Below are 26,150 nucleotides of genomic sequence, written 5' to 3'. Positions count from 1 at the left end.
ATTGGCTTTGCGCCGGGCCTTTCGGCCGTATCGGGCGCCGACTGAACGAGTAATTCATGAGCCTCATCGATCTATCCGAAGTGAAGCCCGGTTCCCACGTCACGTTGCATTACCGGCTGGCACTGGCCGACGGCGCCGACATCGTCAACACCTTCACCGACAAGCCGGCCACGCTGCTGCTGGGCGCGGGGCAACTGGCGCCGTCGCTGGAACAGATTCTGATCGGGCTCAGGGTCGGCGACCACTCGACTTTTCAGCTAGCGCCCGAGCAGGGGTTCGGTCCCCGCAATCCCGACATGCTCCAGCGCGTCACGCTGTCGACGCTGCGCGAGAACGGGATGGTCGGCGACGATTTCACGCCGGGCGAACTGATCGAGTTCAACGCGCCGGACGGCGGTCGATACGCGGGGGTGCTGAAGGAAGTCAGCGAGACCTCGGCGCTGTTCGACTTCAATCATCCGCTCGCGGGCCAGGCGCTCACGTTCGAAGTGAAAATCATCGGAATCCTGTAATCATGAGCACCACCGATACGCTGTCCGGGCAGACCGTCGCAGCCGACGCCGAAATCCTGCTGGCCCAGCCGCGCGGTTTCTGCGCGGGCGTCGATCGCGCGATCGAGATCGTCGAGCGCGCAATCGCGATGCATGGTGCGCCGATCTACGTTCGTCACGAGATCGTCCACAACAAGTACGTGGTCGAGGATCTGAAGAAGAAAGGCGCGATCTTCGTCGAGGAACTCGAGGAAGTGCCGGCCGGCAATACCGTGATCTTCAGCGCACACGGCGTGTCGAAGGCCGTGCGCGACGAGGCCGACGTGCGCGGTCTGCGCATTTACGACGCAACCTGCCCGCTCGTCACGAAGGTGCACGTCGAAGTGGCGAAGATGCGCCAGGACGGCGTCGACATCGTCATGATCGGGCACAAGGGTCACCCGGAAGTCGAAGGTACGATGGGTCAGGTCGAGCGCGGCATGCATCTCGTCGAGAGCGTCGAGGACGTGCAGAAGCTCGAGCTTGCCGATCCGGAACGCATCGCGCTCGTCACGCAGACGACGCTGTCCGTCGACGACGCAGCCGAGATCATCGGGGCGTTGAAGGCCAAGTATCCGAAGATTCGCGAGCCGAAGAAGCAGGACATCTGCTACGCGACGCAGAACCGCCAGGACGCAGTGAAGTTCATGGCGCCGCAGTGCGATGTCGTGATCGTCGTCGGCAGCCCGAACAGCTCGAATTCGAGCCGCCTGCGTGAAGTGGCCGAGAAGCGCGGTGTGGACGCGTACATGGTCGATGCACCCGACCAGATCGATCCGGCATGGGTCGCAGGCAAGCGCCGCATCGGCGTGACGGCCGGCGCGTCGGCGCCCGAAGTGCTCGCCCAGGCCGTGATCGCGCGCCTGCGCGAGCTCGGCGTGCGCAACGTCCGCGCGCTCGACGGCATCGAGGAAAACGTGTCGTTTCCGCTGCCGCGCGGGTTGAACCTGCCGCCCGCCGCCTGATTGACGCATCGCACTCGCGGAACACCGAAGCGCGCCTCCCGGCGCGCTTTTTTTTGCCTGTCGGAATTGTAATCGCAACCATTATTCGCGTTCATGGTGCAACCGGGTTGCTCTGCGCGTCCCCGAGCGTCTCTCAAAATTGGTTGCAATGCAGGAAAACCCCATCGAATCAGGATTATTGGCGTCCTATAAATGGAGTTACAATGCGCCCGTTTTCAGGCCGGAATGGCTTTGAGATCGGGTTTTGGCAAGGCGCGGGAGACCACTCAATGCATGTGAAGTTGGCTTACGCCATGTCCGTCGCCGCACCGGTTGCAATGCTTGCCGGCTGCAGCAAAAAGAGCGACGACGGGGCGGGGAGGGAGGCTGCGGTGTTCGTGGCACCGCCGGCCAGCGGCGTGCGCGTCGCCGGAGCCGGTCGTGCGGCATCCTTCGCGTGCCGCATCGCGCGATTGGGCAAGGACAAGGAAAACGGGGCACGTTTGGCGATCGAGGAAATCAACGCGCTTGGCCTGGCGAACGGCCGGGCAGCGGGCACGCAGGTTGCAACACAGCAGGCCGCCGGTCGTGGCGTGACAGCGACCGTGCGCGCCGATCGACGCAGGCCGGCCATGGTGCCCGGCGATGCGGGCAGCGTGCCGATGTCGCCGGCCCCCTTTCATTTCGATTCGACGAAACAGCGCGTTGCCGCGAGCAATGGTGTCGCGGCGCGCGGTCTGGTTCGTACGATGGATTCCGACGCAGTCCTGACGAATGTCGGGCGCGGCGCTCGCGGTGCCTTGCGAGGCAGCGCGACACGGAATCCGATCTGTCCGGGCGCGGGGCTTGCCTCGTACCGGGCGGGAAAAGGCACGGATGCCGGGCAACCGGACGATGGCCGTCTCGGCATGCTGCCCTACGACTTCAAGGAGGCCACGAACACCGTCCTCGACGTCGTGACGATTTAGCGACGGGACTCATGACGGCACCGGAGAACAGTGCGGTGCCGTTTTTGTATCCGCTCCGGCGGCAGGTCCGGCCGTACAGGCCGGGCGGCGCGCGCCGGGACGATCCACCCTTACCGGTATCGACTAGTACCCGCAGTGTCGCCGAGAAGGCGCGATTCCTCGCTTACCCGCGGGGCGCACCGTCCTCCGGCAGCACGGGCCAAGGAGCTTTAAATGGATATTTTCGTCCAGCAGGTTCTCAACGGGCTGGTGCTCGGCAGTGTCTACGCCATCATCGCGTTGGGCTACACGATGGTGTACGGCATTCTCGGCATCATCAACTTCGCGCATGGCGACGTGCTGATGATCGGCGCGATGGTCGCCCTGTCGGCCATCACCGTGCTGCAGAACCATTTCCCCGGACTCGGCAACGTTGCGACGCTGACGATCGGCCTGGGCATCGCCGCAGTCGTCTGTGCGTTCGTCGGCTTCACGATCGAACGGGTCGCATACCGGCCGCTGCGTCGCGCACCGCGCCTCGCCCCGCTGATCACCGCGATCGGCGTGTCGATCCTGCTGCAAACCGCCGCGATGATCATCTGGTCGCGCAACCCGCTGCCGTTCCCGCAATTGCTGCCGACCGATCCGATCAACGTGATCAAGGCGACCGACACGACGCCCGGCGCCGTGATCTCGGTCACTGAAATCGTGATCATCGCGGTGGCGTTCATCGTGATGGGCGGCCTGCTGCTGCTCGTGCACAAGACCAAGCTCGGCCGCGCGATGCGCGCGATCGCCGAAAGCCCGAACACCGCGAGCCTGATGGGCGTGAACCCGAACTTCGTGATCTCCGCGACGTTCATGATCGGCTCCGCGCTCGCCGCGCTGGCCGGCGTGATGATTGCGTCCGAATACGGCAACGTGCACTTCTACATGGGCTTTATCCCCGGCATGAAGGCATTCACGGCCGCGGTGCTGGGCGGGATCGGCAACCTCGGCGGTGCGATGGTCGGCGGCGTGCTGCTCGGCCTGATCGAGCAGCTCGGGGCCGGCTACATCGGCAACCTTACGGGTGGCGTATTCGGCAGTAACTACCAGGACGTGTTCGCCTTCATCGTGCTGATCATCGTGCTGGTATTCCGTCCGTCCGGCCTCTTGGGCGAACGTGTCGCGGATCGCGCGTAACGGAAGGGAGCAAACAACATGACATCCATTCAACCGATCGAATCCTCGACGTCGCTCGTCGAAGAGCGCAACACCGCCAAGACGATCATCATCGGCATCCTGACCGCTGCCTTCGTGATTGCCGCGCCGATCATCATCGGCTCGGCCGGCGGCAATTACTGGGTCCGTGTGCTCGACTTCGCGATGCTGTACGTGATGCTCGCGCTGGGCCTGAACGTGGTGGTCGGCTTCGCGGGCCTGCTCGACCTGGGCTACATCGCGTTCTACGCGGTGGGCGCGTACACGGCGGCATTGCTGAGCTCGCCGCACCTGAGTTCGCAGTTCGAGTGGATCGCGGCGATCGCGCCGAACGGGCTGCACGTGCCGTTCCTGATCATCGTGCCGATCGCGATGGCGCTGGCGGCGACCTTCGGGATCCTGCTCGGTGCGCCGACGCTGCGCCTGCGCGGCGACTACCTGGCGATCGTGACGCTCGGCTTCGGTGAAATCGTCCGGATCTTCATGAACAACCTCGACCGTCCGGTGAACATCACCAACGGCCCGAAGGGGATCACGGGCATCGATCCGGTGCACATCGGCGGCTTCAACCTGTCGCAGACGCACTCGCTGTTCGGCCTGCAGCTGCCGTCGGTCTACATGTATTACTACCTGTTCGTGCTGTGCTCGCTGCTGGTGATCTGGGTGTGTACGCGTCTGCAGCACTCGCGTATCGGCCGTGCATGGGCAGCCATCCGCGAGGACGAAATCGCCGCGAAGGCGATGGGTATCAACACCCGTAACGTGAAGCTGCTCGCGTTTGCGATGGGCGCATCGTTCGGCGGCCTGTCGGGCGCGATGTTCGGTTCGTTCCAGGGCTTCGTGTCGCCGGAATCGTTCACGTTCTGGGAATCGATCGTGGTGCTGGCGTGCGTGGTGCTGGGCGGCATGGGCCATATCCCGGGCGTGATCCTGGGCGCGGTGCTGCTCGCGATCTTCCCGGAATTCCTGCGCTCGACGATGAGCCCGCTGCAGCATGCGCTGTTCGGTCACGACATCGTCGATACGGAAGTGATCCGTCAGGCGCTGTACGGCCTCGCGATGGTGGTCATCATGCTGTATCGCTCGGAAGGCCTGTGGCCCGCGCCGAAGCATGAGGACAAGATCGCGAAACTGGCGAAGCGCGCCAGCAAGAAGCCGGTGCGCGCTTAACCTACGGACACAGGGGATATACACATGAGCGACAAGCAAATCCGACTGTCCGTCAAGGGCGTGAACAAGCGCTTCGGCGGGTTGCAGGCGCTGTCCGACGTCGGCCTCGAGATCAAGGAAGGCGAGATCTACGGGCTGATCGGCCCGAACGGCGCCGGCAAGACGACGTTCTTCAACGTGATCACGGGCCTTTATACGCCGGACTCCGGCGAGTTCAAGCTCGACGGCACGGAATACAAGCCGACGGCGGTGCATCAGGTCGCGAAGACGGGCATCGCGCGTACGTTCCAGAACATCCGCCTGTTCGGCGGGATGACGGCCCTCGAGAACGTGATGGTGGGCCGCCACGTGCGCACCAAGCACGGGTTGCTCGGCGCGGTGTTCCAGACGCCGGCCGAACGCCAGGAAGAGCGCGAGATCAAGGAACGTGCGATCGAGCTGCTCGAGTACGTCGGCGTGCTGCAATACGCGGACTATACGTCGCGCAACCTGTCGTACGGCCACCAGCGCCGTCTCGAGATCGCGCGGGCCCTGGCGACCGACCCGAAGCTGCTCGCGCTCGACGAGCCGGCGGCCGGGATGAACGCGACCGAGAAGGTCGAACTCACGCGCCTGCTCGACAAGATCCGCTCGGACGGCCGCACGATTCTCCTGATCGAGCACGACGTGAAGCTCGTGATGGGGCTGTGCAACCGGATGACGGTGCTCGATTACGGCAAGGTGATCGCCGAGGGTCTGCCGCAGGACGTGCAGAAGAATCCGAAGGTGATTGAGGCATATCTCGGCGCAGGGGTGCACTGATGGCAGCGGCAATGTTGAAAATCAAGGGCTTGCAGGTCAACTACGGCGGCATCCAGGCCGTCAAGGGCGTTGACATGGAAGTCCGTCAGGGCGAGCTCGTGACGCTGATCGGCGCGAACGGCGCAGGCAAGACCACGACGATGAAGGCGATCACGGGTCTGAAGGCGTATTCGGCAGGCGACATCGAGTACGACGGCAAGTCGATCAAGGGCGTGCCGTCGCACGAGCTGCTCAAGCGCGGCCTCGCGATGGTGCCGGAAGGCCGCGGGATCTTCGCGCGGATGTCGATCATCGAGAACATGCAGATGGGCGCGTACCTGCGCAACGACAACGAGCAGATCAAGAAGGACGTCGAGCGGATGTTCGGCTTCTTCCCGCGCCTGAAGGAACGGGCGACGCAGCTCGCGGGCACGCTGTCGGGCGGCGAGCAGCAGATGCTGGCGATGTCGCGCGCGATCCTGTCGAAGCCGAAGCTGCTGTTGCTCGACGAACCGTCGATGGGGCTGTCGCCGATCATGGTCGAGAAGATCTTCGAAGTGGTGCGCGAAATCTCGAAGGAGGGCATCACGGTGCTGCTCGTCGAGCAGAACGCGCGCCTCGCGCTGCAGGCGGCCGACCGCGGCTACGTGATGGATTCGGGCACGGTCACGATGGAAGGCGATGCGAAGCAGATGCTCGACGATCCGAAGGTGCGTGCCGCATATCTGGGTGAATGAGTGAGTGAATGAGCGGGCCCGGTGGCGCGCGACGGCAGATGCCGGGCGTGCCGCACACGGGCTTTCGAAAGGCTGTCACGGGATGCCGTGACAGCCTTTTTTTCGTGTCCTGCGATTCGGGTCGAACTTGTGCGTGCGGGTGCGACTCCATTCGACTGTTGCGCCGCGTACGCGGCGCGGGAGCGATGGGGGCGGCCGCCCGAAGCCGGTCGCCTGCAAACCGACACACGGGCCGTGTAGCATCGGCGGCCCATCGGGACATGGAGAGCACGCATGAGTCTGGACTACGGTTTCGTGAAGGCGAAGGTGACATCGGTGGCGCAGCTGAAGGGCTCGCCGCACGGCAGCGAGATTCAATATCACATCCACCTGACGCTGGCGTTGCCGGGCGGCAACTGGGATGTCGCGATCAACGTCGGCACCAGCGACGCGGACGACTTGCTGAACTACAAGCTCGTCTACGATTTCCACCACCCGATCACGCAGACGCTCGCGGCCGCGGCCGAAGGCTATACGGACCTGACGGGGCAGGCGGCATTGCCCGCGCTCGACTACATGCGCAGCGACATCCTGAACGAAACGGGGGCGTGGCGCGCGAGCGCCGTGATGGACGGCACCGAGAATCCGGAGCCGATCCCGTCGCTGCTGCGGCTTGTGAGCGCCGCGCAGTCGCAGGGGCTCGACGTCGTCGTGTTCGGCCGCTCGTATGCCGAAGGCAACGGCATCCACGACACGCACATGAACCAGGGTTCGACCGGCTCGAACTACCTGCACCGCGCGGGCGACGACCACAACGACCACAACGACATCTGGCAGGACGGCGCGCTGATCGTGCGCGTGAGCGACACGCAGTGGGCCGCGTATTTCGCCGCGTTCGAGCAGCAGGCCGTGCCGACCGACGCGCTCGGCAATCCGCTGCCGGGCGCGGGGCCGATCACACGCTGAGATCGCCGGCTGCCGGCTTTCGCGTCATGCGGCCGGCAGCGTCTTGCCGAACGAGATACGCTCCTCGACGCGGTAGCCGAGCGCCGCGTAGAAGCGGCACGCATCGTCGTTGCCGGGCAGCACCTGCAGGTTGATCTTCAGGCAGCCGCGCGCGGCGAGCGCGCGTTCCGCATGCGCGATCAGCGCGCGGCCGATGCCGAGCCGCCGCGCGTCGTTCGATACGCCGAACGAGTAGAGCCAGCCGCGATGTCCGTCGAAACCCGCCATCAGCGTGCCGACGACGCGTGCGCCGCTGGTCGCGACGAAAAACAGCTCCGGCTGCGTCGCGAGCTTCAGCTCGATCGAGCGCAGCGGATCGCGGTGCGGCGGCGCACCGGCTTCGTCGTACTGCGGGAACGCGTCGCACCATACCGCGAGCACGGCTTCGGTGTCGGCGCGTTCGAACGGGCGGATTGCGACAGTATCGTTGGCGGCATCCATCGGCGGGCTCTCCTCAGAGCGTGTCGAGAACCGACCGCAGCATCGCCATCATCTGGTCGATCTCTTCGGTCGTCACGTTCAGTGCGGGCATGAAGCGCAGCAGGTTCGGCCGCGCGGCGTTCAGCAGCAGGCCGTCGGGCTGCATGTCGCGCGCCTTCTCGACGATCTGCGGGCCGATGTCCTTGCCGAGCAGCAGCGCGCGCAGCAGGCCTTCGCCGCGTTCGCCTTCGAAACCGCGCTCTTCCGACAGCTCGAGCAGCTTGCGCTTCAGGTATTCGCTGCGCGCACGCACGCCTTCGAGGAAACCCGGCGCGACGAGCTGCGAGATCACCGAATAGCCGACCGCCGTCATCAGCGGGTTGCCGTTGTACGTGCCGCCCTGGTCACCGGCCTCGAACACCGCGACGTCGGCCTTCGACAGCAGCGCGCCGAGCGGGGCGCCGCCGCCGATGCCTTTCGCGAGCGTCATGACGTCCGGCTCGATGCCCGACAGTTCGTACGCGAACAGCGTGCCCGCGCGGCCGCAGCCGCTTTGCACCTCGTCGACGATCAGCAGCAGGTTGTGCTGCTTCGTCAGCGCGCGCAGCGCCTGCATGAATTCACGCGTCGCCGGAATCACGCCGCCTTCACCCTGGATCGGCTCGAGCATCACCGCGACGGTCTTGTCGGTGATCAGCTTCTCGACCGAGTTGATGTCGTTCAGCTCGGCCTTCGGGAAGCCCGGCACCTGCGGCGCGTAGATCGTGTCCCAGCCCGGCTTGCCGCTGGCCGACATCGTCGCGAGCGTGCGGCCGTGGAAGCTGTGGTCGAACGTGATGATCTCGTATGCGCCGTTCTTGAACTTGCGGCCCCACTTGCGCGCGAGCTTGATCGCGCCTTCGTTCGCTTCCGCGCCGCTGTTCGTGAAGAACACCTTGTCGAACACGCTGTGCTGCGTGAGCAGGCCGGCGAGCTTCGCCATCGGTTCGTTGTAGAACGCGGGCGACGGGTTCAGCAGCTTTTCCGCCTGCGTCTTCAGTGCTTCGACGATGCCGTCGTTGCAGTGGCCGAGGCTGTTGACGGCCCAGCCCTGGATGAAGTCCAGATAGCGCTTGCCCGTGTGATCGTAGAGCCACGAACCCTTGCCGTGCGTAAACACGATGTCGGGGCGGTTCGTGATGTACATCAGCGAGTCGATCGGATAATCGTTCAGGGGCATGGCAGCAGACTCCAGCGGACGTTGAAAGGGAAACAGGCAATAAAAAAGCCACGGAAGGCCGTGGCTGGTGGGTCGAACAGCTTGTGCGTAACCGGTGAAGCAGTGCGGGGGTTACGCGCGAGTCCGTGACGAGCCTGCGGCATCCGGGCGGAGCGGCGAGCGGCGACGTCGAAGGGCGGACAGGAAGCAGTTCATGTGCGCAAGCATAAGGCATCCCGCGCCCAACTGTAAACCGCCGCGATGCCACGGATGTGACATCGCGGTGCGCAACGCGGGACGCGGGTGCGCGGGTGTCAGACCGGATGCGCGAGATCGGCGGCGCTCGTGAACGAGTCGGCGTAGAACTCGTCAGCCGGCAGCGCGTGGTGCTGCGTGAAGTCGCGCTGTGCGGATTCGACCATCACCGGCGCGCCGCATGCGTACACCTGGTGGCCCGACAGATCGGGCAGGTCTTCGATCACCGCGCGATGGACGAAGCCCGTGCGGCCCGTCCACTGGTCGCCGGCGTCCGGCTCGGAGAGCACCGGCACGTACGTGAAGTTCGGGATCTCGCGTGCCCACTGCTCGGCGAGCTCGCCGAGGTAGATGTCCTTCTTGCGGCGCGCGCCCCAGTAGAGCGTCATCGGGCGCGTGATGCCCGTGTGCTTCACGTGCTCGATGATCGCCTTGATCGGCGCGAAGCCCGTGCCCGATGCGAGCAGCACGATCGGCTTGTCGGAATCCTCGCGCAGGAAGAACGTGCCGAGCGGGCCTTCGAAGCGCAGGATGTCGCGCTCCTTCATCGCGCCGAACACGTGGTCGGTGAACTTGCCGCCCGGCATGTGGCGGATGTGCAGCTCGACCGGGCCTTCCTCGTGCGGCGCGTTCGCCATCGAGTAGCTGCGGCGCGAGCCGTCCTTCAGGATGAACTCGACGTACTGGCCCGCGAGATACTGCAGGCGTTCGTTGGCCGGCAACTGCAGCTTCACGACCATGACGTCGTCGGCCTTTCGTTCGAGCGCGGCGATCCGGCACGGCAGCTTCTTGACCTGCACGCCGTCGACGCCGGCGATTTCGCGCACGTCGATTTCGAGATCGCACTGCGCCTTCGAGCAGCACAGCAGCGCGAGGCCGCGCGTGCGCTCGTCGTTGGACAGCGCCGACGCGGCGTGCGGTCCCTGTTCGATCTGGCCCGACACGATCTGGCCCTTGCAGGAGCCGCACGCGCCGTTCTTGCAGCCGTACGGCAGATGGACGTTCTGGCGCAGCGCAGCCGCCAGCACGGTTTCGTCCGACTCGACCTGGAATTGCCGGCCGCTTTGCTTGAGAGTGACGTTGAATGCCATAGAACCAAACTAGAACAAAATGTGGGGACCGTGCCTGTCGAGCACGGCAGCTACAATGCAAGCCCGTTGCGCGTCGCGCAACGGTGGCTACTGATTTCGCAACCAACATGATCGCGACTCGAATCCTGCGCCGGCCGCGCGCACTGATCGTCGGCTGCGGCGACGTCGGCATGCGCTGCGTCGCGCAATGGCGCGACTCGCACCGCAACCTGCGGATCTTCGCGCTGACGAGCCACCCGGCCCGCCGCGACGAACTGCGCGCCGCGGGCGCGACGCCGATCGTCGGCGACCTCGATCGCCGGGCGACGCTCGGCCGCCTCGCGGGTCTGGCCCGCACGATCCTGCATCTCGCGCCGCCGCAGTCCGACGGCCGCGACGACCGGCGCACGCGTGCGCTGATCGCCGCAACGACCGTGCCTGCACGACGGCCACCGGTGCCGCCGGCACCGGCGGTCGGCCGGCTCCGAACGCTGCGCACCGCTGCTCGACAGGCCGGCGCGCCCGTTCGGGCAGCGCGTATTGTACCCGACGGCCTTCGTGCGCCGAGGCTCGTCTACGCCAGTACGACGGGCGTATACGGCGACTGCGGTGGCGCACGCATCGACGAAACGCATCCGCTGCGCCCCGCGAATCCGCGGGCGTTCCGGCGCGTGTCGGCCGAGCGGCAACTGCGCGCGGCGACGGTGCGCGGCGTGCTGTCCGCGCGCATCGTGCGCATTCCGGGCATCTACGCGGCGAACCGTCTGCCGGTCGCTCGGCTCGAGCGCGGCACGCCGGCGCTCGAGCCGGCCGACGACGTCTACACGAACCACATCCACGCGGACGATCTCGCGGCGATCCTGCGCCGCGCGGCCGAACGCGGCAAGCCGGCGCGCGCCGTGCATGCGTCGGACGACAGCGAGCTGCGGATGGGGGAGTATTTCGACCGGGTCGCGCAGGCGCTCGGCCTGCCGAGGCCGCCACGCGTCAGCCGCGCGGACGCCGAGCGTCAGCTCGAACCGACACTGCTGTCGTTCATGCGCGAGTCGCGGCGCCTGTCCAACACACGGCTCAAGGCCGAATTGTGCGTGACGCTGCGGTATCCGACCGTAGACGATTTCCTTCAAACGCTCGCGCCGGGCAGCGCGTCAGGTCAGCGCCGGTAACGCCTCGATCAGCAGGAAGCAAAGCAGCGCGCCGATCAGCGCGCCAATCAGGTTCGGATGGTATTTGTGCTTCGCGTGCATCATGGCCAGCAGGCCGCCGATCACGACGACACCGATGACCGCGAACGCGATCATCACGGACGACAGTTCGAAAGAATGGTTGATGTTCATGGTATCTCCCCCTGCATCGCTGCTCTTGCAGCTTGTGATTTCAGTATAGCGGGGGAACATGCGGCCGAGACGCGGCCGGGCACCGAACGGTCGTGCGGATTTTCCCTTACAGGGTTTTGACGGGATTGCGGAGTGATGAAAGGTCGGCTTCGTCAAGCCAGCGCCACGCGCCCGGTGCGAGGTCGTCCGGCAGCGTGAAGCCGCCGATGCTTTCGCGGTGCAGCAACTCGACGCGATTGCTCGCTGCCGCCACCATGCGCTTGACCTGGTGGTATTTGCCTTCGAGGACGGTCAGCGCGAGCGCGTGCGTGTCGCGCGCGTCGGCGGCGACGGCCGCGATCGGCTTCGGCTCACCGTGCAGCTGCACGCCGCTACGCAGCGCATTCAGCTGCGCATCGTCGAGCGGGTGACGCACGGTCGCGACGTAGGTCTTCGGCACCTTGCGCTTCGGCGACGTGTACGCGTGCACGAACTGGCCGTCGTCGGACAGCAGCAGCAGGCCCGTCGTGTCCTGGTCGAGACGGCCGACGCACTGCACGCCACGCGCGACGAGCGGCGCGGGCAGCAGGCTGAATACGCTCGCGTGGTGTTGCGGGTCGCGCGAACACTCGTAGCCGGCCGGCTTGTTGAGCGCGAGATACGCATGCGTGTGGAACGGCCACGTCGTATCGTCGACCGAGAACACGAGGCCGTCGGTGTCGAACGCGGCGTCGGGGTCGGTCGCGCTGGCGCCCGCCACGGCGACGCGGCCCGCTTCGATCAGGCCGCGGCACTGGCGGCGCGAGCCGAAGCCCTGGGTGTAGAGAATGCTTTCGAGATCCATAGCGCGCGCATTCTATCAAGCGGCGGCCGATGACCGCCATGAACGCGCATGCGCTGGTAAGCTGCCGGAACGCCGCGCAGGGTGCGGCGCCCGTTCATTCTTCACGGAAAGTCCATGCGTTTCGATTCATTCCCGTTTGGCCGCCAGGCAGCCGCCCTCATCGTTGCCGCGACCGTCTCGTCGGCCGCGTTCGCGCACGCGCATCTCGCGAAGAGCGATCCGGCGGCAGGCGCGGCGGTGGCCGCCGCACCGGCTGCCGTCACGATCGACTTCACCGAGCCGCTGGAGCCGGCATTCAGCTCGATCGTCGTCGTCGATGGCGACGGCAAGACGGTGTCGGACGGCCACGCGCGCATCGACGCGTCGAACCGCAAGCGGATGACGGTGCCGCTCACGGCAGTCGGCACTGGTGCCTATACGGTGAAATGGGTGGCCGTCGCGACCGACGGGCACCGCACGCAGGGCGCGTACGGCTTCAGCGTGAAGTGACGCAACGGCGGCGGCAGGCCCGTGCCAGGGCTGCAGTCGCCCCTATTCGACAGGGAGTCCCGCATGAATCCGACGACGCTCGACGCACTCGCCGATTTCCCCCGCCTGCTCGAAGCGCACTTCGCGGCCGTACCCGACGGCTATGCACGCTGGACGCCCGACGATTGGGCCGGGATCCCGAGCGAGCACTTCTCGCCGCTCGGGCAGCTTTGCCACGTGCGCGACATCGAGACTGACGGCTATCACGTGCGGTTGCGGCGGATGCTCGACGAAGACCGGCCGCTGCTCGTGTCGATCGATGGCGACGCACTCGCGATCGAGCGCCGCTATAACGACGCGTATGCGTCCGACGTGCTCGCGGCGATCCGCGAAGCGCGGCGCGAGACGCTGGATCTCGTGTCGCGCCTCACGCCCGAACAGCTTGCGCGCACCGGGGAGTTCGACGGCTACGGCTCGTTGACCGTGCGCGGGCTCGTCCACTACCTGTGCAGCCACGACCAGCAGCATCTCGCTGGCATGCAGTGGCTGCTCGGCAAGATCGACGCGGAACTGTACGCCCGCTGAGCCGGCTGGCATGCGCTGCATCGGTGTCAGATTCCGGTGCTGTTGTCCGTACGGCAGGCAACATTACCTCGCTGCGATTGGATCGTTTTTCTGGATAATCCATCCAGCCGCGACTGGCTGACCGGCGCGTCGCGCGTGCCTACACTCCTAGCTTCGTTCAACGGAAAAAGGAGTCAACCGTGGCAACTCATACGCTCGCAGACAAGGTCGTCCTGATCGCAGGCGGCGCAAAGAATCTCGGCGGCCTGATCGCGCGGGACCTGGCGAGCCACGGCGCGAAGGCGGTGGCGATTCACTACAACAGCGCGGCGTCGCAGGCACAGGCCGAGGAGACGGCCGCTGCGGTGCGCGCGGCCGGCGCGGAAGCTGCCACGTTCCAGGCCGACCTGACGACGGCCGCTGCGGTCGAGAAGCTGTTCGACGACGCGAAGCAGCGCTTCGGCAAGATCGACATCGCGATCAACACGGTCGGCAAGGTGCTGAAGAAGCCGTTCACCGAGATCAGCGAGGCCGAGTACGACGACATGTTCGCGGTCAACAGCAAGTCGGCGTTCTTCTTCATCAAGGAAGCGGGGCGGCACCTCGAGGATCACGGCAAGCTCGTCACGCTCGTGACGTCGCTGCTCGGCGCGTTCACGCCGTTCTATGCGGCGTACGAAGGGTCGAAGGCGCCGGTCGAGCATTTCACGCGCGCGGCGTCGAAGGAATACGGCGCGCGCGGGATCTCGGTGACGGCCGTCGGGCCGGGTCCGATGGACACGCCGTTCTTCTATCCGGCCGAGGGTGCCGATGCGGTCGCGTATCACAAGACCGCGGCCGCGCTGTCGCCGTTCAGCAAGACGGGCCTGACCGACATCGAGGACGTCGTGCCGTTCATTCGCCATCTCGTCACCGACGGCTGGTGGATCACGGGCCAGACGATCCTGATCAACGGCGGCTATACGACCAAGTAACCTGCCCGGCAACGGGCCGCGCCGGCGGCTGTCGCGGGCGCGTGGCGCACCGCAATGGCGCGTTTGCGTGGACAATGGACGGGCGCGCGGCCCTGCAGCTGCGCGCCCGTTTTCTCTGTGCCGCCGGACCTTGCCGCGACGCGCGACAGCCGGCGGCGACGATCTTCCGAACCTACGTTCCCCGCCGATGGACAAGCTGGATCAGGTCAGAATCTTCCTGCAGGTTGCCGAGATGGGCAGCTTCATCAAGGCCGCGCACGCGCTTGACGTGCCGCGCGCGACCGTGTCGGCGGCCGTCCAGCAACTCGAGACGGGGCTCGGCACGCGCCTCCTGCATCGTACGACGCGCCAGGTGCAGCTCACTGCCGATGGCGCGCTGCTGCTCGAACGCGGCCGGCGCCTGCTCGCGGAAGCCGACGAACTCGACCGCCTGTTCCGCCGCCGCGACCGCGACGTAATCGGCCGCTTGAATGTCGACGTGCCGAGCCGGATCGCGCGCCGCATGGTGGCGCCTGCGCTGCCGTCGCTGTTTCACCGTTACCCGAAGCTGCAACTGTCGCTCGGCTCGACGGATCGTTCGATCGACCTGGTGCAGGAGGGCGTCGACTGCGCGATCCGCGTCGGGCGGCTCGCGGACAGCAGCCTCGTCGTGCGGCCGCTCGGGCAGTTCACGCTGATCAACTGCGCGAGCCCCGACTACCTGCGCGAAAGCGGCGTGCCCGAGCATCCGGACGCGCTCGCGCACGGACACTGGGCGATCGGTTATGCGTCGCCGACGACAGGGCGCGAGCTCGACTGGGAATACTGCGCGGACGGCCAGCGGCACACACTTACGCTGCCGAGCCGCGTGATCGTCAACAACGCCGAAACCTATATCGCGAGCTGTATCGCGGGGATGGGGCTGATCCAGATTCCGCGCTTCGACGTCGAGCATCTGCTCGACAGCGGCGCACTCGTCGACGTGATGCCCGGCCACCGCGCCGCACCGATGGACGTGTCGGCCGTGTATCCGCATCGGCGCCATCGTTCGCGCCGGCTCAATGCGTTCGTCGAGTGGTTCGGCGAGCTGATGGCGAGTGCACTGACTAGGGGCGGGGAAGGCGGGGAGGGCGGCGAGGACGGAGAAGGCGACTGACCGACGCGCGCGGTTTGCGCCATGTGCGCGCCGCGCCAGTTTCAACCGGGCAGCGCCGCGAACTGCCGGCTGCGCCCGGTATCCCGCACCGCGTCGATCAATGCCGCACCCGCGCCGTCCGATTTCGCCGCGAACGCGTAGAAGCGCGCGGCCGGTAGCGCCGGCAGACCGTCTTGCGGCCCGCATTCGCGCAAGCCGTCGCGCAGCTGGCTGCGTGCCAGCGCGGTGACCGCGAAGCCGGCGAGCGCGGCCGACACGCAGCCGGCCATGCTGCTGCTCTCGAACAGCACGCGGAACGGTCGCAGCGCGGCGGCGAGTGCCGCGACGGCGGCTTCGCGATACACGCATGGCTGCGGAAACAGCGCGAGCGGCACTTCGCCGCCCGCGTCGAGCGCGCGGTCCGATGCGAACGCCCACACGAGCGGCTCTTCCCACAGCAGTTCGCCCGGTGTGTCGACCTGCCGGCACTGCTTGCCGAACACGACGTCGAGCCGGCCGAGCGTCTGCTCGCGCAGCAGCGACGCAGTGATGCCGACCTTCAACTCGATCGACGTGCGTGGATGGCGGTCGCGAAACGTGCGCAGCACATGCGGCAGCCACGCGCCCGCGAAATCTTCCGACGCACCGACCCGCAGCGGCCCGTGCGCCGGCGCGCCGCGGAGCCGCGCGCGTACTTCGCGCTCCATATCGACGATGTTGCGCGCGTACGCGTACAGCGTGTCGCCTGCCGGCGTGAGTGCGATACGGCGTGTCGTGCGCGCGAGCAGCACCGTGCCGGCCGCCTGTTCGAGCCGCTTGATGTGGCCGCTGACGGCGGAGGGTGTGAGCGCGAGACGTTCCGCGGCCGGCGCGAATCCGTGGCTGTCGACGACTTCGAGGAAGGTGCGTAGCAGCGTGATGTCGAGCGCGGTCGACGCGGGATCGGTCAGCGGTTCCATCAGTCGATTCAACGTGAAATTCAAAGAATGAATCATGATACTCCGTGAATCGTGATGAAATGCCGACCTACCATCGTGCGCTCAGGCTGACCCAACGGAGTACACGATGACGACCTATGCGTATGCGACGACCGCGTCGCTCGATATTGCCTATCTCGAATGGAACCCGCGCGGCGAGCGCGTGGCCGTGCTGCTGCACGGCTGGCCGGATAGTCCTGCCGGCTGGGAAGCGGTGGCAGCAGCGCTGGCGGCGCGCGGCTACCGCGTGCTGGCGCCCGCGCTGCGCGGTTTTGCGCCGACCCGTTTTCGCGACGCGTCCGTGCCGCGCAGCGGCCAGCTCGCGGCGCTCGGACGCGACCTGCTCGACTTCGTCGATGCGCTTGGTATCGAGCGGCCCGTGCTGGTCGGGCACGACTGGGGCGCCCGGGCGGCCGCGAACGCGTGCGGGCTGCGCGACGCCGCCGCATCGTATCTCGTGATGCTGTCGGTCGGGTACGGCACCAACGATCCCGGGCAGCCACTGTCGCTGCAGCAGGCGCGCAATTACTGGTATCACTGGTTCATGGCGACGCCGCGCGGCGAGCAGGCGTTGCGCGACGATCGCCGCGCGCTTGCCCGCTTGATGTGGGACACGTGGTCGCCGCCGGGCTGGTATCGCGACGGCGATTTCGAGGCGGCCGCAGACGCGTTCGACGGGCCCGACTGGATCGACGTCGTCCTGCATTCGTACCGGCATCGGTGGGGATTTGCGCCGGGCACGCCGGCCTATGCGGACGACAATGCGCGGCTGAACCCGGCGCCCGTGCTGGCGGTGCCGACGCTCGTGCTGCACGGCGGCGCGGACACCTGCAATCATCCGGACAGTTCGGCCGGGCGTGAGCGTTTCTTTACGGGACGCTACGCGCGGCAGGTGCTGGACGGCGTCGGTCACTTTCCGCAGCGCGAGGCGCCGGCGGCGGTCGCCGGCGCGATCCTCGGGTTCTGCGAGCAACGCTGACGCGCGCCGGCGTGCCCGGCGCGCAGCGGATCAACTGCCGACGCGGGCCGCGAGCAGGTCGGCGAGGCCGATGTTCCTGAACATCTCACGGCGGATGCGATCGCCGACGCGGAACACTTCCTCCGCGCCGTCCTGCGACGGATCGACGAATACGCGGTACGGGCGCTTGCCGGCGGGTGCGGCGACGATGTCGGCAATTGCCGTCGCGACGGTGCCGGCATCGGCGTCCGCCGGTTCGAGCGCGGCGAGGCCCTGGAGCGCCTGCTCGGCGACGCCCGCATAGGGGCCGTCGTCGTAGGCGGCCTGCACGGTCGCATCGGCCGGCTTGCCCGCGTGGGCGAAGTGATTCGTGCCCTGGGTGAAGGCGCCCGGCACGACGATCGACGTCTCGATACCCCAGCGGGCGAGTTCGGCCGCATAGGACACCGCGAGCGAATCCATCGCGGCTTTCGCGGCGAAGTAAGGGGCGAGGAACGGCGGCGTACCGCCGCGTGCGGACGACGACGACACCCAGACGAGCAGGCCGCGGCCCTGGCGGCGCAGTTGCGGCAGCGCCGCGCGGTTGACGCGCTGGGTCGACACGACGTTGATGTCGTAGAGCCGGGCGATCTGCTCGGGCGTGAACGCTTCGGCCGGGCCGAATACCATGTGCCCGGCATTGTGGACGATGACGTCGAGGCGGCCGTTGTCCGCGATCACGCGGTCGATGGCGGTGCCGACGGACGCGTCGTCGCCGACGTCGAGCTCGACGGTGCGCAGGTCGACGCCGTGTTCCTGCGCATAGGCGGCGATGGCGGCGACGCGCGGCGCGTTGCGGCCGGTGCTTTCTCGCATCGACGCGTAGACGGCATGGCCGGCGCGGGCGAGCGCCTGGGCCGTCAGCAGGCCGAAGCCGCTGGACGCGCCCGTGACGAGAATGACTTCCTTCATGATCGATCTCCGGTAACGGGGGGACGCGGCAGGCGGCCCGTCAGCACATGCCGCCGTTGGCGCGCAGGACCTGACCGTTGACCCATGCGCCGTCGGGGCCGGCGAGAAACGCGACGACGCTGGCGATGTCCGCGGGCTGGCCGAGCCGCTCCAGCGGGTTCATCTTCGCCATCCGGTTGACGAGTTCGGCGCTCTTGCCGTGCAGGAACAGCTCGGTCGCGACCGGCCCCGGCGCGACGGCGTTCACGCTGATGTTGCGGCCGCGCATCTCCTGTGCGAGCACCTGTGTCATGCCCTCGACGGCGGCCTTGGTCGCGATGTACACGCCGTAGGTCGGCAGGCGCATGCCGATCACGCTCGAGGTCAGGTTGACGATGCGGCCGCCGTCGCGCACGCGCTTCGCCGCCTCGCGGCTGACGTTGAACGCCCCCTTCAGGTTGATCGCGACGGTCTGGTCGAATGCTGCGTCGTCGAATTCGGCGAGGGGCGCGAGTTTCATCACGCCCGCGCTGTTGACGACCACGTCGATACGGCCGAACGCCTGCTCGGCCGCGTCGAACAGCGCGGCCACCGCCGCCGGATCGGCGACGTCCGCTTGTACCGCGACGGCGGTGCCGCCGTCGGCGACGATCGCGTCGACCACTTCCCGGGCCGGGCCGGCGCCGCCGGCATAGTTCACGACGACCCTGAAACCGTCGCGGGCGAGACGGCGGGCGATTTCCGCGCCGATGCCGCGCGAAGAACCCGTGACGAGGGCGACCTGTTCCGATGTGCTCATGTCCTGCTCCCTGGTTCGTGAGTGCCGTGCGATCCGGCGACAGGACCAATGTAGGCTTCCTCGGTCAATAAAAATAATGAATAATTAGCAGATCAAGAATGACTGAAAGTATGTCTAATGGCATTCGATAGCAGGCTCCTGAGCGGGATCGGCGTGCTCTCGGCGGTGATCGAGGCCGGCACTTTCGCGCGCGCCGGCGAGGCGATGGGGTTGACGCAGCCGGCGGTGAGCCGTGCGGTCGCCCGGCTGGAAGAGCGCGTCGGCATCCGGATCTTCAACCGCACGGCGCGCGCGATCACGCTGACCGACGAAGGCCGGCGTTTCTATGAGGCGGTCGCGCCGCTGCTGGCCGGCATCGCGGACGCGGCGATCGACGCCGGCCAGTCGAAAGCGCGTGTCAGGGGGCGGCTGCGCGTCAACGTCGACGCGACCTTCGGCCACTACGTGCTGGCGCCGAAGATGGCGGAGTTTCTCGACCGCTTCCCCGATCTGTCGGTCGAGATCAGCGTGCGCGACCGGATGGGCGACCTCGTCGCCGACGGGTTCGACGTGGCGGTGCGGTTCGGCATTCCGGAACCGTCGTCATATCGTGCGCGGCTGTTGCTGGAAACGCGCGTGCTCACCTGTGCGTCGGCGGCCTATGTCGCGCGTCACGGCGAACCGCGGCACCCGCGGGATCTTGCGAGCGGGCATCGCTGCGTGCTGATCCGCGATCCGGTGACGGGGCGGCCGTTCGAATGGGAATTCCATCGCGGCAAGGAGGTGGTGCCGTTCGATGCCGCTGGCCGGCTGATGGTCAACGACACGGGCATGCTGCTCGGCGCATGCCTGGGCGGCGCGGGTGTCGCGCAGTTGCTGGAACTCTATGCGCGGGACATCCTGGCCGACGGGCGGCTGGTGCTGCTGTTGCCGGAATGGGCGGACGAGACGTTTCCGCTCTACGCGTATCACCACGCGTCCAATCTCGTTTCCGCGAAGGTGAGGGTGTTCCTCGACTTCGTTCGGGCGTTGATGGCCTGAACACGGGCTTGAGTCGAAGTGCCGACGGCGGCCTTCCCGTCCATTCATTCGGTGCGATGCGGAATGCTGTCCGGGAACGGGTAGGGCGCGTGCGGGCCCGGCCAGTCGGGCACCGGCGGCGCGGTCAGTACGTCGCATCCGGCCAGCATGAACGACAGCGCCACGGCGAGCACGCGTCGGCAGAGCGGAGATGAAATCGTGCGCATGGACATGGCGTGCCTCCGTGCCGCGCATCCTCATAATGCTTGGACTGCTGCGCGGGGGTACGCGTTGCGCGTGCGTGCGGCAAAAACAAAAAACCCGCGAAGCGGCGAGCTTGCGCGGGTTTCGGGGGACGCAGCGCTTCACGCTGCGAGAATGCTGGTGCCCAGGGCCGGAATCGAACCGGCACGCCTTGCGGCGGGGGATTTTGAGTCCCCTGCGTCTACCAATTTCACCACCTGGGCTTGATTCTGGCCGCGCGTGCGATTGTGCGCGGCGAAACGCGGATTATGTCCGAAATCCCGACGCCGGGCAAGCTGCCCGAATGCCGGTCGCGCACGTCACTGGCTCAGGTAGACGAACCGGCCCTGCTTGACGATCCCCATCACGCTCGCGCGCTGGTCGAGTCCCACATGGTCCTTGTCGCTGGTATTGACGACCCCGTTCGGCACGACGAGTTCGTGCGCGCGTTCCAGCTCGCGCCGCAGCGCCGCGCGGAACGCGGGCGTGCCGGGCTGCGCGGCCTTCAGCGCGCGGCCGACCGCGTCGGCGAGGCGCGGGTAGACGCCCGCCGCGTCGCCCGCGAACTGCGTGACCGTGCCGGCGCCGTACTTCGCCTCGTATGCGTCGACGAATGCGAGCGCGGCCTTGCGGGCCGGATGATCGGCCGGCAGCGTGCGCGCGACGACCACCGGCTGGGTCGGGAACAGCGTCCCGTCGACGTCCTTGCCGCCAAGCTTGATGAATTCCGGTGTCGCGATCCCGTGCGTCTGGTAGATTGGGCCCTTGTAGCCACGTTCGATCAGCGTGCGCTGCGGCAGGACGGCCGGCGTGCCCGAGCCCGCGATCAGGATCGCGTCGGGCTTCGCCGCGATCAACTTCAGCGCCTGGCCCGTGACGCTCGCGTCCGTGCGGTTGTAGCGCTCGGTCGCGACGACGCGGATCTTGCGCAAGTCCGCGAAGCGCGTGAACTCGTTCAGCCAGCTGTCGCCGTAGCTGTCCGCGAAGCCGATGAAGCCGACCGTCTTCACGCCATGGTTCGCCATGTAGCGCGTCATCACGTCGGCCATCGCGCGGTCGCTCTGCGCCATCTTGAACGCCCAGGTCCGTGCGCCTTCCTGCGGCTCGACGATCGCGCCGGAGCCGACCAGCGTGATCATCGGCGTCTGCCCGGCGGCCACCGCATCGAGTGCCGCGAGCGCGGCGGGCGTGATGTTCGGCCCGACCACGACGTCGACGTGATCCTCGTCGACCAGCTTGCGGATGTTGCGCACCGCGGTGCCCGGGTCGGACGCATCGTCGAGCACCGTCACCTGCACGGGCTGCCCGGCGATCGTCTTCGGCCACATCAGGATCGCGTTCTTGCTCGTGATGCCGATCGCGGCGGCCGGGCCGGTCGACGACAGGTCGACGCCGACCTTCAGGTCGGCATGCGCGGCCGCGCAGGTCAGCATGAGGGCGCCGGCGGCGGCGCGGCGCAACAGGGCGGAAAGCGTCATGCGGGAATCTCCGTCGGGCAGCAAAAAGGGGCGCGATGTGCGCCCCTCTGTTTATACACGCGGCTCAGAGCTCGTACGATTCGGCTTCACCCTTGAGCGCCTGTTCGATCAGCTTGCGGTTCAGCGTCGGCGACAGCAGTTCGACGAGCGTATACACATAGCTGCGCAGGTAGGCGCCCTGCTTGAGCGCGACACGCGTCACGTTGCTGCCGAACAGGTGGCCGACCGGGATCAACCGCAGGTTGCGGTCGCGCTCCGGGTTGAACGCGATGTCGGCCATGATGCCGACGCCGAGGCCGAGTTCGACGTAGGTCTTGATCACGTCGGCGTCGATCGCCTCGAGCACGATGTCCGGCGACAGCCCGCGCAGCGCGAACGCGTGATTGATCTTCTTGCGGCCCGCGAACGCACCCTCGTATGTGATCAGCGGGTACTGCGCGAGATCGTCGAGCGTGATCGGCTTGCGTTCGAGCAGCGGGTGGTCGGCCGGCACGACGGCCGCGTGGTGCCACTGGAAGCAGGGCAGCGACACGAGTTCCTTGTAGTCGGAGATCGCCTCGGTCGCGATCGCGAGATCGGCCTGGTCGTGGATCACCATCTCGGCCACCTGCGTCGGGCTGCCCTGCAGGATCGACAGGTGCACTTTCGGGAAGCGCTTCTTGAATTCGGCGATCGCGGCCGGCAGCGAGTAGCGGGCCTGCGTGTGGGTCGCTGCGATGGTCAGGTTGCCCTGATCCTGTGCGGCATAATCTTTCCCGACCCTTTTAAGGCTTTCAACCTCCTGGAGAATCCGCTCGACCGACGCGAGGATGATCCTGCCCGGCTCGGTGAGCGAGCGCACGCGCTTGCCGTGCCGCGTGAAGATCTCCACGCCCAGCTCGTCCTCGAGCTCGATGATCGCCTTCGATACCCCCGGTTGCGACGTGTAGAGCGCCTTGGCAGCCTCGGTTAGGTTGAAATTCTGCCGGACGGCCTCGCGCACGAAGCGAAATTGGTGCAGGTTCATTTATAACCCTTCCGCATATCAACAGAATTTTTTAGTCGTTTGAAATATAAGGCGAGTTTATTACGATTCACCGGAGTTTTTCAAATATGGATATCTGTTTTCGTCATTAGCAATCCACCCGGCAGCGGATGCCGGCGACAGTGACGGTGGAACGGAGATTCGGGCGCGACGTGGCTAGGACGTCGCGCGGTCACCACGAAAACCCCTGGGGTCCCCGAATGTATCAGTACGACCAATACGACCAGACGATCGTCGACGAGCGTGTCGCGCAGTACCGCGATCAGGTGCGCCGCCGCCTGTCGGGCGAGTTGAGCGAAGAAGAATTCCGTCCGCTGCGCCTGCAGAACGGCCTGTACATGCAGCGCCACGCATACATGCACCGCATCGCGATTCCTTACGGCAACCTGCGCAGCGACCAGCTCCGGATGCTGGCGCGCATCGCCCGCGAACACGACCGCGGCTACGGTCACTTCTCGACCCGCTCGAACATCCAGTTCAACTGGATCGAGCTGGAAGACACGCCCGAGATCCTCGCGAAGCTCGCGTCGGTGCAGATGCACGGCATCCAGACCTCGGGCAACTGCATCCGCAACATCACCGCCGACCAGTTCGCCGGCGTTGCCCAGGACGAAGAGATCGATCCGCGTCCGTGGTCGGAAATCCTGCGTCAGTGGTCGACGTTCCATCCCGAATTCGCGTGGCTGCCGCGCAAGTTCAAGATCGCGGTGTCGGGCTCGAAGGACGACCGCGCGGCCGTGCAGATTCACGACCTCGGCGTGTACCTGAAGAAGAACGCGCAGGGCGAAGTGGTCGCGAGCATCCTCGCGGGCGGCGGCCTCGGCCGCACGCCGATCATCGGCGCGGTGATCAAGGAAGACCTGCCGTGGCAGCATCTGCTGACCTACTGCGAAGCCGTGCTGCGCGTATACAACCGTTACGGCCGCCGCGACAACCTGTACAAGGCGCGCATCAAGATCCTCGTGAAGGCGCTGTCGCCCGCGAAGTTCGCGCAGCAGGTCGAGGAAGAGTGGCAGCACCTGAAGGACGGCCCGTCGACGCTCACGCAGGTGGAAGTCGATCGCGTGTCGCAATACTTCCAGCCGCCCGTCTACGAGAAACTGGCCGACACCGACGCATCGTTCGAGCAGCACCTGCTCGAAAACAAGGCATTCGCGCGCTGGGTCGAGCGTAATGTTGCGCCGCACAAGGTGGCCGGCTATGCGGCCGTCACGCTGTCGCTGAAGGATCACCGCGTGGCGCCGGGCGATGCGACCGACGCGCAGATGGAACTGGTGGCCGACTGGGCCGACGAATACTCGCTCGGCGAGCTGCGCGTGTCGCACGAGCAGAACCTGATTCTCGCGAACGTGAAGAAGCGCGACTTGTTCGCGGTGTGGGAAAAGGCGAAGGCGGCGAGTTTCGCGACGCCGAACATCGGCCTGCTGACCGACATCATCGCGTGCCCGGGCGGCGATTTCTGCTCGCTCGCGAACGCGAAGTCGATCCCGATCGCGCTGGCGATCCAGCAGCGTTTCGACGATCTGGACTATGTGTACGACCTCGGCGACCTGTCGCTGAACATTTCCGGTTGCATGAACTCGTGCGGTCACCACCACGTCGGCAACATCGGCATCCTCGGTGTCGACAAGGACGGCGCCGAGTGGTACCAGGTGTCGCTCGGCGGCGAGCAGGGCACGGGCCGGAACGGCGCGCGCCTCGGCCGCGTGATCGGGCCGTCGTTCTCGGCGGAAGAAGTGCCCGACGTGATCGCGAAGCTGATCGATACGTTCGTCGAATCGCGCATCGACGGCGAACGCTTCGTCGAAACGTACGACCGCATCGGCATCGCGCCGTTCAAGGAGCGCGTGTATGCGGCGCGCCAGGCAGTGAACGCGTAACCAACCGGGTACAAGGAATTAGCAGATGGCTTCGATTATCAAGAACCGCGCAGTGATCGACGATGCATGGCAGGTCGTGCGCGCGGCGGAAGACGGTGCACTGCCCGCGGTCGACGCGTTGCCGGCCGGCAAGGTGCTGGTCCCGTTCGCGTTGTGGCAGGCCGAGCGCGCGGCGCTCGTCGCCGCGAAGACGAAGGACGAGCTCGGCGTGTGGCTCGCCCCGGACAGCGAGCCGGCCGATCTCGTGGCCGACTTCGGCGCGATTTCGCTGATCGCGGTCGATTTCCCGCGCTTCGCGGACGGCCGCGGCTACAGCATCGCGCGCCTGTTGCGCGAGCGCCACGGCTGGACGGGCGAACTGCGCTCGATCGGCGACGTGCTGCGCGACCAGTTGCTGTACATGTCGCGTTGCGGCTTCGACGCGTTCGCGGTGCGCGCCGACAAGGACATCCACGACGCGCTGAATGCGTTCACGGAATTCACGCAGCGTTATCAGGGCGCGTTCGACCAGCCCGAACCGCTGTTCCGCCGCCGCGCCGCGACGGCGGACGTAGCGACGCCCGAAGCGAAGGTGAGCGCATGAGCACCGCCGCCGCCACCGCGCTGAGCCCGGAACTCGCCGCGAAGGTCGAGCGCCTCGACGCGCTGCTCGCGCAGATCGGTGCCCGTCACGAGCAGGTGAAGTTCGCGAGCAGCCTCGCGGCGGAAGACATGCTGCTGACGCATGCGATCCTGTCGAAGGGTGCGCGGATCGGCATCTTTTCGCTGAACACGGGCCGCTTGCACGCGGAAACGCTCGGCATGATCGACCGCGTGCGCGAGCGCTACGGCTACGAGATCGAGCAGTTCCATCCGCGGCAGGACGCGGTCGACCAGTACGTCGCCGAGCACGGCCTGAACGCGTTCTACGAGAGCGTCGAGCTGCGCAAGTCGTGCTGCCACATCCGCAAAGTCGAGCCGCTGAATCGCGCGCTCTCGGACGTCGGTGCATGGGTCACGGGCCAGCGCCGCGAGCAGTCGGTCACGCGCGCCGAGCTGCACGAGGAAGAACAGGACGAAGCGCGCGGGATCGCGAAGTACAACCCGCTCGCCGACTGGACGGAAGCCGACGTGTGGGCGTACCTTAACGCGTTTGACGTGCCGGTGAACCCGCTGCACGCACGCGGCTACCCGAGCATCGGCTGCGAGCCCTGTACGCGGGCGATCCGTCCCGGCGAGGACAGCCGCGCGGGCCGCTGGTGGTGGGAGTCGCGCGATACGAAGGAATGCGGCCTGCACATCACGATCACGCCGATTCCCGCGGAAGCCGTCGCCGGCGCCACGCACTGAAAGCCTGACAAGAAA

Annotated in this window: 29 protein-coding genes and 1 tRNA gene; 18 read left to right on the top strand and 12 right to left on the bottom strand. The window is 66.7% G+C overall.

Annotation, left to right across the window (positions count from 1 at the left end; translation table 11 throughout):
• The first annotated feature begins 56 nt into the window (after positions 1-56).
• The 8 genes from HAV18_RS25225 to HAV18_RS25190 all read left to right on the top strand — a co-directional run bounded on the left by HAV18_RS25225 (position 57) and on the right by HAV18_RS25190 (position 7,256).
• Positions 57-512, top strand: a complete 456-nt coding sequence (locus HAV18_RS25225) for a peptidylprolyl isomerase (protein ID WP_046544593.1) — start codon at positions 57-59, stop codon at positions 510-512.
• Between the two features lie 2 nt (positions 513-514).
• Entirely contained in the window at positions 515-1,495 is a 981-nt protein-coding gene (gene ispH, locus HAV18_RS25220) for a 4-hydroxy-3-methylbut-2-enyl diphosphate reductase (protein WP_011352949.1), read from the top strand.
• Between the two features lie 269 nt (positions 1,496-1,764).
• Complete coding sequence (locus HAV18_RS25215; protein WP_166961286.1) at positions 1,765-2,442, top strand: amino acid-binding protein; 678 nt, start codon at positions 1,765-1,767, stop codon at positions 2,440-2,442.
• 213 nt (positions 2,443-2,655) lie between these two features.
• On the top strand, positions 2,656-3,606 hold the full coding sequence (locus tag HAV18_RS25210) for a branched-chain amino acid ABC transporter permease (protein WP_006488946.1): 951 nt from the start codon (positions 2,656-2,658) through the stop codon (positions 3,604-3,606).
• An 18-nt stretch (positions 3,607-3,624) separates the two neighbouring features.
• Complete coding sequence (locus HAV18_RS25205; RefSeq protein ID WP_166961283.1) at positions 3,625-4,794, top strand: ABC transporter permease subunit; 1,170 nt, start codon at positions 3,625-3,627, stop codon at positions 4,792-4,794.
• 24 nt (positions 4,795-4,818) lie between these two features.
• Positions 4,819-5,595 carry an ABC transporter ATP-binding protein gene (locus HAV18_RS25200; RefSeq protein WP_011352945.1) on the top strand — a complete coding sequence of 259 codons (777 nt, stop codon included), beginning with the start codon at positions 4,819-4,821 and terminating at the stop codon, positions 5,593-5,595.
• Positions 5,595-6,311, top strand: coding sequence for an ABC transporter ATP-binding protein (locus HAV18_RS25195; protein ID WP_166961280.1), 717 nt, complete (start codon positions 5,595-5,597; stop codon positions 6,309-6,311). Before HAV18_RS25200 ends, HAV18_RS25195 begins: the two co-directional genes overlap by 1 nt.
• Positions 6,312-6,584: 273 nt before the next feature.
• Positions 6,585-7,256, top strand: a complete 672-nt coding sequence (locus HAV18_RS25190; protein WP_166961277.1) for a DUF2278 family protein — start codon at positions 6,585-6,587, stop codon at positions 7,254-7,256.
• A 24-nt stretch (positions 7,257-7,280) separates the two neighbouring features.
• On the opposite strand, the gene HAV18_RS25185 is transcribed toward HAV18_RS25190, so the two are convergent.
• The 3 genes from HAV18_RS25185 to HAV18_RS25175 form a co-directional block, all read right to left on the bottom strand.
• On the bottom strand, positions 7,281-7,736 hold the full coding sequence (locus tag HAV18_RS25185; protein ID WP_166961275.1) for a GNAT family acetyltransferase: 456 nt from the start codon (positions 7,734-7,736) through the stop codon (positions 7,281-7,283).
• A 13-nt stretch (positions 7,737-7,749) separates the two neighbouring features.
• Positions 7,750-8,934, bottom strand: a complete 1,185-nt coding sequence (locus HAV18_RS25180; protein ID WP_166961273.1) for an acetylornithine transaminase — start codon at positions 8,932-8,934, stop codon at positions 7,750-7,752.
• A 293-nt stretch (positions 8,935-9,227) separates the two neighbouring features.
• Positions 9,228-10,259 carry a CDP-6-deoxy-delta-3,4-glucoseen reductase gene (locus HAV18_RS25175; protein WP_166961271.1) on the bottom strand — a complete coding sequence of 344 codons (1,032 nt, stop codon included), beginning with the start codon at positions 10,257-10,259 and terminating at the stop codon, positions 9,228-9,230.
• Between the two features lie 107 nt (positions 10,260-10,366).
• On the opposite strand from HAV18_RS25175, the gene HAV18_RS25170 reads away from it, so the two are divergent.
• Entirely contained in the window at positions 10,367-11,404 is a 1,038-nt protein-coding gene (locus tag HAV18_RS25170; protein ID WP_166961269.1) for an NAD-dependent epimerase/dehydratase family protein, read from the top strand.
• On the opposite strand, the gene HAV18_RS25165 is transcribed toward HAV18_RS25170, so the two are convergent.
• Positions 11,387-11,575 (bottom strand): hypothetical protein, encoded by a 189-nt coding sequence (locus tag HAV18_RS25165; protein ID WP_166961267.1) that lies wholly within the window; start codon positions 11,573-11,575, stop codon positions 11,387-11,389. The genes HAV18_RS25170 and HAV18_RS25165 overlap by 18 nt on opposite strands.
• 106 nt (positions 11,576-11,681) lie before the next feature.
• Positions 11,682-12,398: a pseudouridine synthase gene (locus HAV18_RS25160; protein ID WP_166961265.1), complete on the bottom strand. Its 717-nt coding sequence runs from the start codon at positions 12,396-12,398 to the stop codon at positions 11,682-11,684.
• Between the two features lie 114 nt (positions 12,399-12,512).
• Between HAV18_RS25160 and copC the strand changes: the two genes are divergently transcribed.
• From copC to HAV18_RS25140, 4 genes are all read left to right on the top strand, one after another.
• On the top strand, positions 12,513-12,887 hold the full coding sequence (gene copC / locus HAV18_RS25155) for a copper homeostasis periplasmic binding protein CopC (RefSeq protein WP_166961263.1): 375 nt from the start codon (positions 12,513-12,515) through the stop codon (positions 12,885-12,887).
• Positions 12,888-12,950: 63 nt separating this feature from the next.
• Positions 12,951-13,451 (top strand): DinB family protein, encoded by a 501-nt coding sequence (locus tag HAV18_RS25150; protein WP_166961261.1) that lies wholly within the window; start codon positions 12,951-12,953, stop codon positions 13,449-13,451.
• 179 nt (positions 13,452-13,630) lie between these two features.
• A complete protein-coding gene (locus HAV18_RS25145; RefSeq protein ID WP_166961259.1) occupies positions 13,631-14,404 on the top strand; it encodes an SDR family oxidoreductase in 774 nt (257 codons plus the stop codon).
• 187 nt (positions 14,405-14,591) lie between these two features.
• A complete protein-coding gene (locus tag HAV18_RS25140; RefSeq protein WP_166961257.1) occupies positions 14,592-15,539 on the top strand; it encodes a LysR family transcriptional regulator in 948 nt (315 codons plus the stop codon).
• Positions 15,540-15,580: 41 nt separating this feature from the next.
• On the opposite strand, the gene HAV18_RS25135 is transcribed toward HAV18_RS25140, so the two are convergent.
• Positions 15,581-16,477, bottom strand: coding sequence for a LysR family transcriptional regulator (locus HAV18_RS25135; RefSeq protein WP_166961374.1), 897 nt, complete (start codon positions 16,475-16,477; stop codon positions 15,581-15,583).
• 106 nt (positions 16,478-16,583) lie between these two features.
• On the opposite strand from HAV18_RS25135, the gene HAV18_RS25130 reads away from it, so the two are divergent.
• Entirely contained in the window at positions 16,584-17,474 is an 891-nt protein-coding gene (locus HAV18_RS25130) for an alpha/beta fold hydrolase (protein WP_166961255.1), read from the top strand.
• Between the two features lie 30 nt (positions 17,475-17,504).
• On the opposite strand, the gene HAV18_RS25125 is transcribed toward HAV18_RS25130, so the two are convergent.
• Together HAV18_RS25125 and HAV18_RS25120 are read right to left on the bottom strand one after the other, a co-directional pair.
• Positions 17,505-18,404, bottom strand: coding sequence for an SDR family oxidoreductase (locus HAV18_RS25125; RefSeq protein ID WP_166961253.1), 900 nt, complete (start codon positions 18,402-18,404; stop codon positions 17,505-17,507).
• 40 nt (positions 18,405-18,444) lie between these two features.
• Positions 18,445-19,182 (bottom strand): SDR family oxidoreductase, encoded by a 738-nt coding sequence (locus HAV18_RS25120; protein WP_166961251.1) that lies wholly within the window; start codon positions 19,180-19,182, stop codon positions 18,445-18,447.
• Positions 19,183-19,299: 117 nt separating this feature from the next.
• Here HAV18_RS25120 and HAV18_RS25115 point away from each other — a divergent pair, with 117 nt between their 5' ends.
• The gene (locus HAV18_RS25115; RefSeq protein WP_166961249.1) at positions 19,300-20,202 is read left to right on the top strand and encodes a LysR family transcriptional regulator; all 903 of its coding nucleotides are present in this window, start codon (positions 19,300-19,302) and stop codon (positions 20,200-20,202) included.
• A 44-nt stretch (positions 20,203-20,246) separates the two neighbouring features.
• Here HAV18_RS25115 and HAV18_RS25110 read toward each other — a convergent pair whose 3' ends face one another.
• From HAV18_RS25110 to HAV18_RS25095, 4 genes are all read right to left on the bottom strand, one after another.
• Entirely contained in the window at positions 20,247-20,414 is a 168-nt protein-coding gene (locus HAV18_RS25110) for a hypothetical protein (RefSeq protein ID WP_166961247.1), read from the bottom strand.
• Between the two features lie 149 nt (positions 20,415-20,563).
• Positions 20,564-20,648 (bottom strand) — tRNA-Leu (locus HAV18_RS25105).
• Between the two features lie 96 nt (positions 20,649-20,744).
• Entirely contained in the window at positions 20,745-21,902 is a 1,158-nt protein-coding gene (locus HAV18_RS25100; RefSeq protein ID WP_166961245.1) for an ABC transporter substrate-binding protein, read from the bottom strand.
• 64 nt (positions 21,903-21,966) lie between these two features.
• Complete coding sequence (locus HAV18_RS25095; RefSeq protein ID WP_166961243.1) at positions 21,967-22,908, bottom strand: CysB family HTH-type transcriptional regulator; 942 nt, start codon at positions 22,906-22,908, stop codon at positions 21,967-21,969.
• A 218-nt stretch (positions 22,909-23,126) separates the two neighbouring features.
• Between HAV18_RS25095 and HAV18_RS25090 the strand changes: the two genes are divergently transcribed.
• The 3 genes from HAV18_RS25090 to HAV18_RS25080 are packed head-to-tail and all read left to right on the top strand — an operon-like array spanning position 23,127 to position 26,135.
• Positions 23,127-24,806, top strand: a complete 1,680-nt coding sequence (locus tag HAV18_RS25090) for a nitrite/sulfite reductase (protein ID WP_166961241.1) — start codon at positions 23,127-23,129, stop codon at positions 24,804-24,806.
• 25 nt (positions 24,807-24,831) lie between these two features.
• A complete protein-coding gene (locus tag HAV18_RS25085; protein WP_166961238.1) occupies positions 24,832-25,389 on the top strand; it encodes a DUF934 domain-containing protein in 558 nt (185 codons plus the stop codon).
• Positions 25,386-26,135 (top strand): phosphoadenylyl-sulfate reductase, encoded by a 750-nt coding sequence (locus HAV18_RS25080; protein ID WP_166961235.1) that lies wholly within the window; start codon positions 25,386-25,388, stop codon positions 26,133-26,135. The genes HAV18_RS25085 and HAV18_RS25080 overlap by 4 nt, the downstream gene beginning before the upstream one ends.
• The last annotated feature ends 15 nt before the right edge of the window (positions 26,136-26,150 follow it).

The organism is Burkholderia sp. D-99, assembly GCF_011605345.1.
In the GTDB taxonomy this organism is placed as follows: domain Bacteria; phylum Pseudomonadota; class Gammaproteobacteria; order Burkholderiales; family Burkholderiaceae; genus Burkholderia.
The sequence above is the reverse complement of the archived record's forward strand: the minus strand, read 5'-3'. Positions and strand labels throughout refer to the sequence as shown.

What these genes read in the sequence shown, in the direction of transcription:
- HAV18_RS25225 (WP_046544593.1), top strand. Translation starts at nt 57, where the DNA reads ATGAGCCTCATCGATCTATCCGAAGTGAAGCCCGGTTCCCACGTCACG.
- ispH (WP_011352949.1), top strand. Translation starts at nt 515, where the DNA reads ATGAGCACCACCGATACGCTGTCCGGGCAGACCGTCGCAGCCGACGCC.
- HAV18_RS25215 (WP_166961286.1), top strand. Translation starts at nt 1,765, where the DNA reads ATGCATGTGAAGTTGGCTTACGCCATGTCCGTCGCCGCACCGGTTGCA.
- HAV18_RS25210 (WP_006488946.1), top strand. Translation starts at nt 2,656, where the DNA reads ATGGATATTTTCGTCCAGCAGGTTCTCAACGGGCTGGTGCTCGGCAGT.
- HAV18_RS25205 (WP_166961283.1), top strand. Translation starts at nt 3,625, where the DNA reads ATGACATCCATTCAACCGATCGAATCCTCGACGTCGCTCGTCGAAGAG.
- HAV18_RS25200 (WP_011352945.1), top strand. Translation starts at nt 4,819, where the DNA reads ATGAGCGACAAGCAAATCCGACTGTCCGTCAAGGGCGTGAACAAGCGC.
- HAV18_RS25195 (WP_166961280.1), top strand. Translation starts at nt 5,595, where the DNA reads ATGGCAGCGGCAATGTTGAAAATCAAGGGCTTGCAGGTCAACTACGGC.
- HAV18_RS25190 (WP_166961277.1), top strand. Translation starts at nt 6,585, where the DNA reads ATGAGTCTGGACTACGGTTTCGTGAAGGCGAAGGTGACATCGGTGGCG.
- HAV18_RS25185 (WP_166961275.1), bottom strand. Translation starts at nt 7,736, where the DNA reads ATGGATGCCGCCAACGATACTGTCGCAATCCGCCCGTTCGAACGCGCC.
- HAV18_RS25180 (WP_166961273.1), bottom strand. Translation starts at nt 8,934, where the DNA reads ATGCCCCTGAACGATTATCCGATCGACTCGCTGATGTACATCACGAAC.
- HAV18_RS25175 (WP_166961271.1), bottom strand. Translation starts at nt 10,259, where the DNA reads ATGGCATTCAACGTCACTCTCAAGCAAAGCGGCCGGCAATTCCAGGTC.
- HAV18_RS25170 (WP_166961269.1), top strand. Translation starts at nt 10,367, where the DNA reads ATGATCGCGACTCGAATCCTGCGCCGGCCGCGCGCACTGATCGTCGGC.
- HAV18_RS25165 (WP_166961267.1), bottom strand. Translation starts at nt 11,575, where the DNA reads ATGAACATCAACCATTCTTTCGAACTGTCGTCCGTGATGATCGCGTTC.
- HAV18_RS25160 (WP_166961265.1), bottom strand. Translation starts at nt 12,398, where the DNA reads ATGGATCTCGAAAGCATTCTCTACACCCAGGGCTTCGGCTCGCGCCGC.
- copC (WP_166961263.1), top strand. Translation starts at nt 12,513, where the DNA reads ATGCGTTTCGATTCATTCCCGTTTGGCCGCCAGGCAGCCGCCCTCATC.
- HAV18_RS25150 (WP_166961261.1), top strand. Translation starts at nt 12,951, where the DNA reads ATGAATCCGACGACGCTCGACGCACTCGCCGATTTCCCCCGCCTGCTC.
- HAV18_RS25140 (WP_166961257.1), top strand. Translation starts at nt 14,592, where the DNA reads ATGGACAAGCTGGATCAGGTCAGAATCTTCCTGCAGGTTGCCGAGATG.
- HAV18_RS25135 (WP_166961374.1), bottom strand. Translation starts at nt 16,477, where the DNA reads ATGGAACCGCTGACCGATCCCGCGTCGACCGCGCTCGACATCACGCTG.
- HAV18_RS25130 (WP_166961255.1), top strand. Translation starts at nt 16,584, where the DNA reads ATGACGACCTATGCGTATGCGACGACCGCGTCGCTCGATATTGCCTAT.
- HAV18_RS25125 (WP_166961253.1), bottom strand. Translation starts at nt 18,404, where the DNA reads ATGAAGGAAGTCATTCTCGTCACGGGCGCGTCCAGCGGCTTCGGCCTG.
- HAV18_RS25120 (WP_166961251.1), bottom strand. Translation starts at nt 19,182, where the DNA reads ATGAGCACATCGGAACAGGTCGCCCTCGTCACGGGTTCTTCGCGCGGC.
- HAV18_RS25115 (WP_166961249.1), top strand. Translation starts at nt 19,300, where the DNA reads ATGGCATTCGATAGCAGGCTCCTGAGCGGGATCGGCGTGCTCTCGGCG.
- HAV18_RS25110 (WP_166961247.1), bottom strand. Translation starts at nt 20,414, where the DNA reads ATGTCCATGCGCACGATTTCATCTCCGCTCTGCCGACGCGTGCTCGCC.
- HAV18_RS25100 (WP_166961245.1), bottom strand. Translation starts at nt 21,902, where the DNA reads ATGACGCTTTCCGCCCTGTTGCGCCGCGCCGCCGCCGGCGCCCTCATG.
- HAV18_RS25095 (WP_166961243.1), bottom strand. Translation starts at nt 22,908, where the DNA reads ATGAACCTGCACCAATTTCGCTTCGTGCGCGAGGCCGTCCGGCAGAAT.
- HAV18_RS25090 (WP_166961241.1), top strand. Translation starts at nt 23,127, where the DNA reads ATGTATCAGTACGACCAATACGACCAGACGATCGTCGACGAGCGTGTC.
- HAV18_RS25085 (WP_166961238.1), top strand. Translation starts at nt 24,832, where the DNA reads ATGGCTTCGATTATCAAGAACCGCGCAGTGATCGACGATGCATGGCAG.
- HAV18_RS25080 (WP_166961235.1), top strand. Translation starts at nt 25,386, where the DNA reads ATGAGCACCGCCGCCGCCACCGCGCTGAGCCCGGAACTCGCCGCGAAG.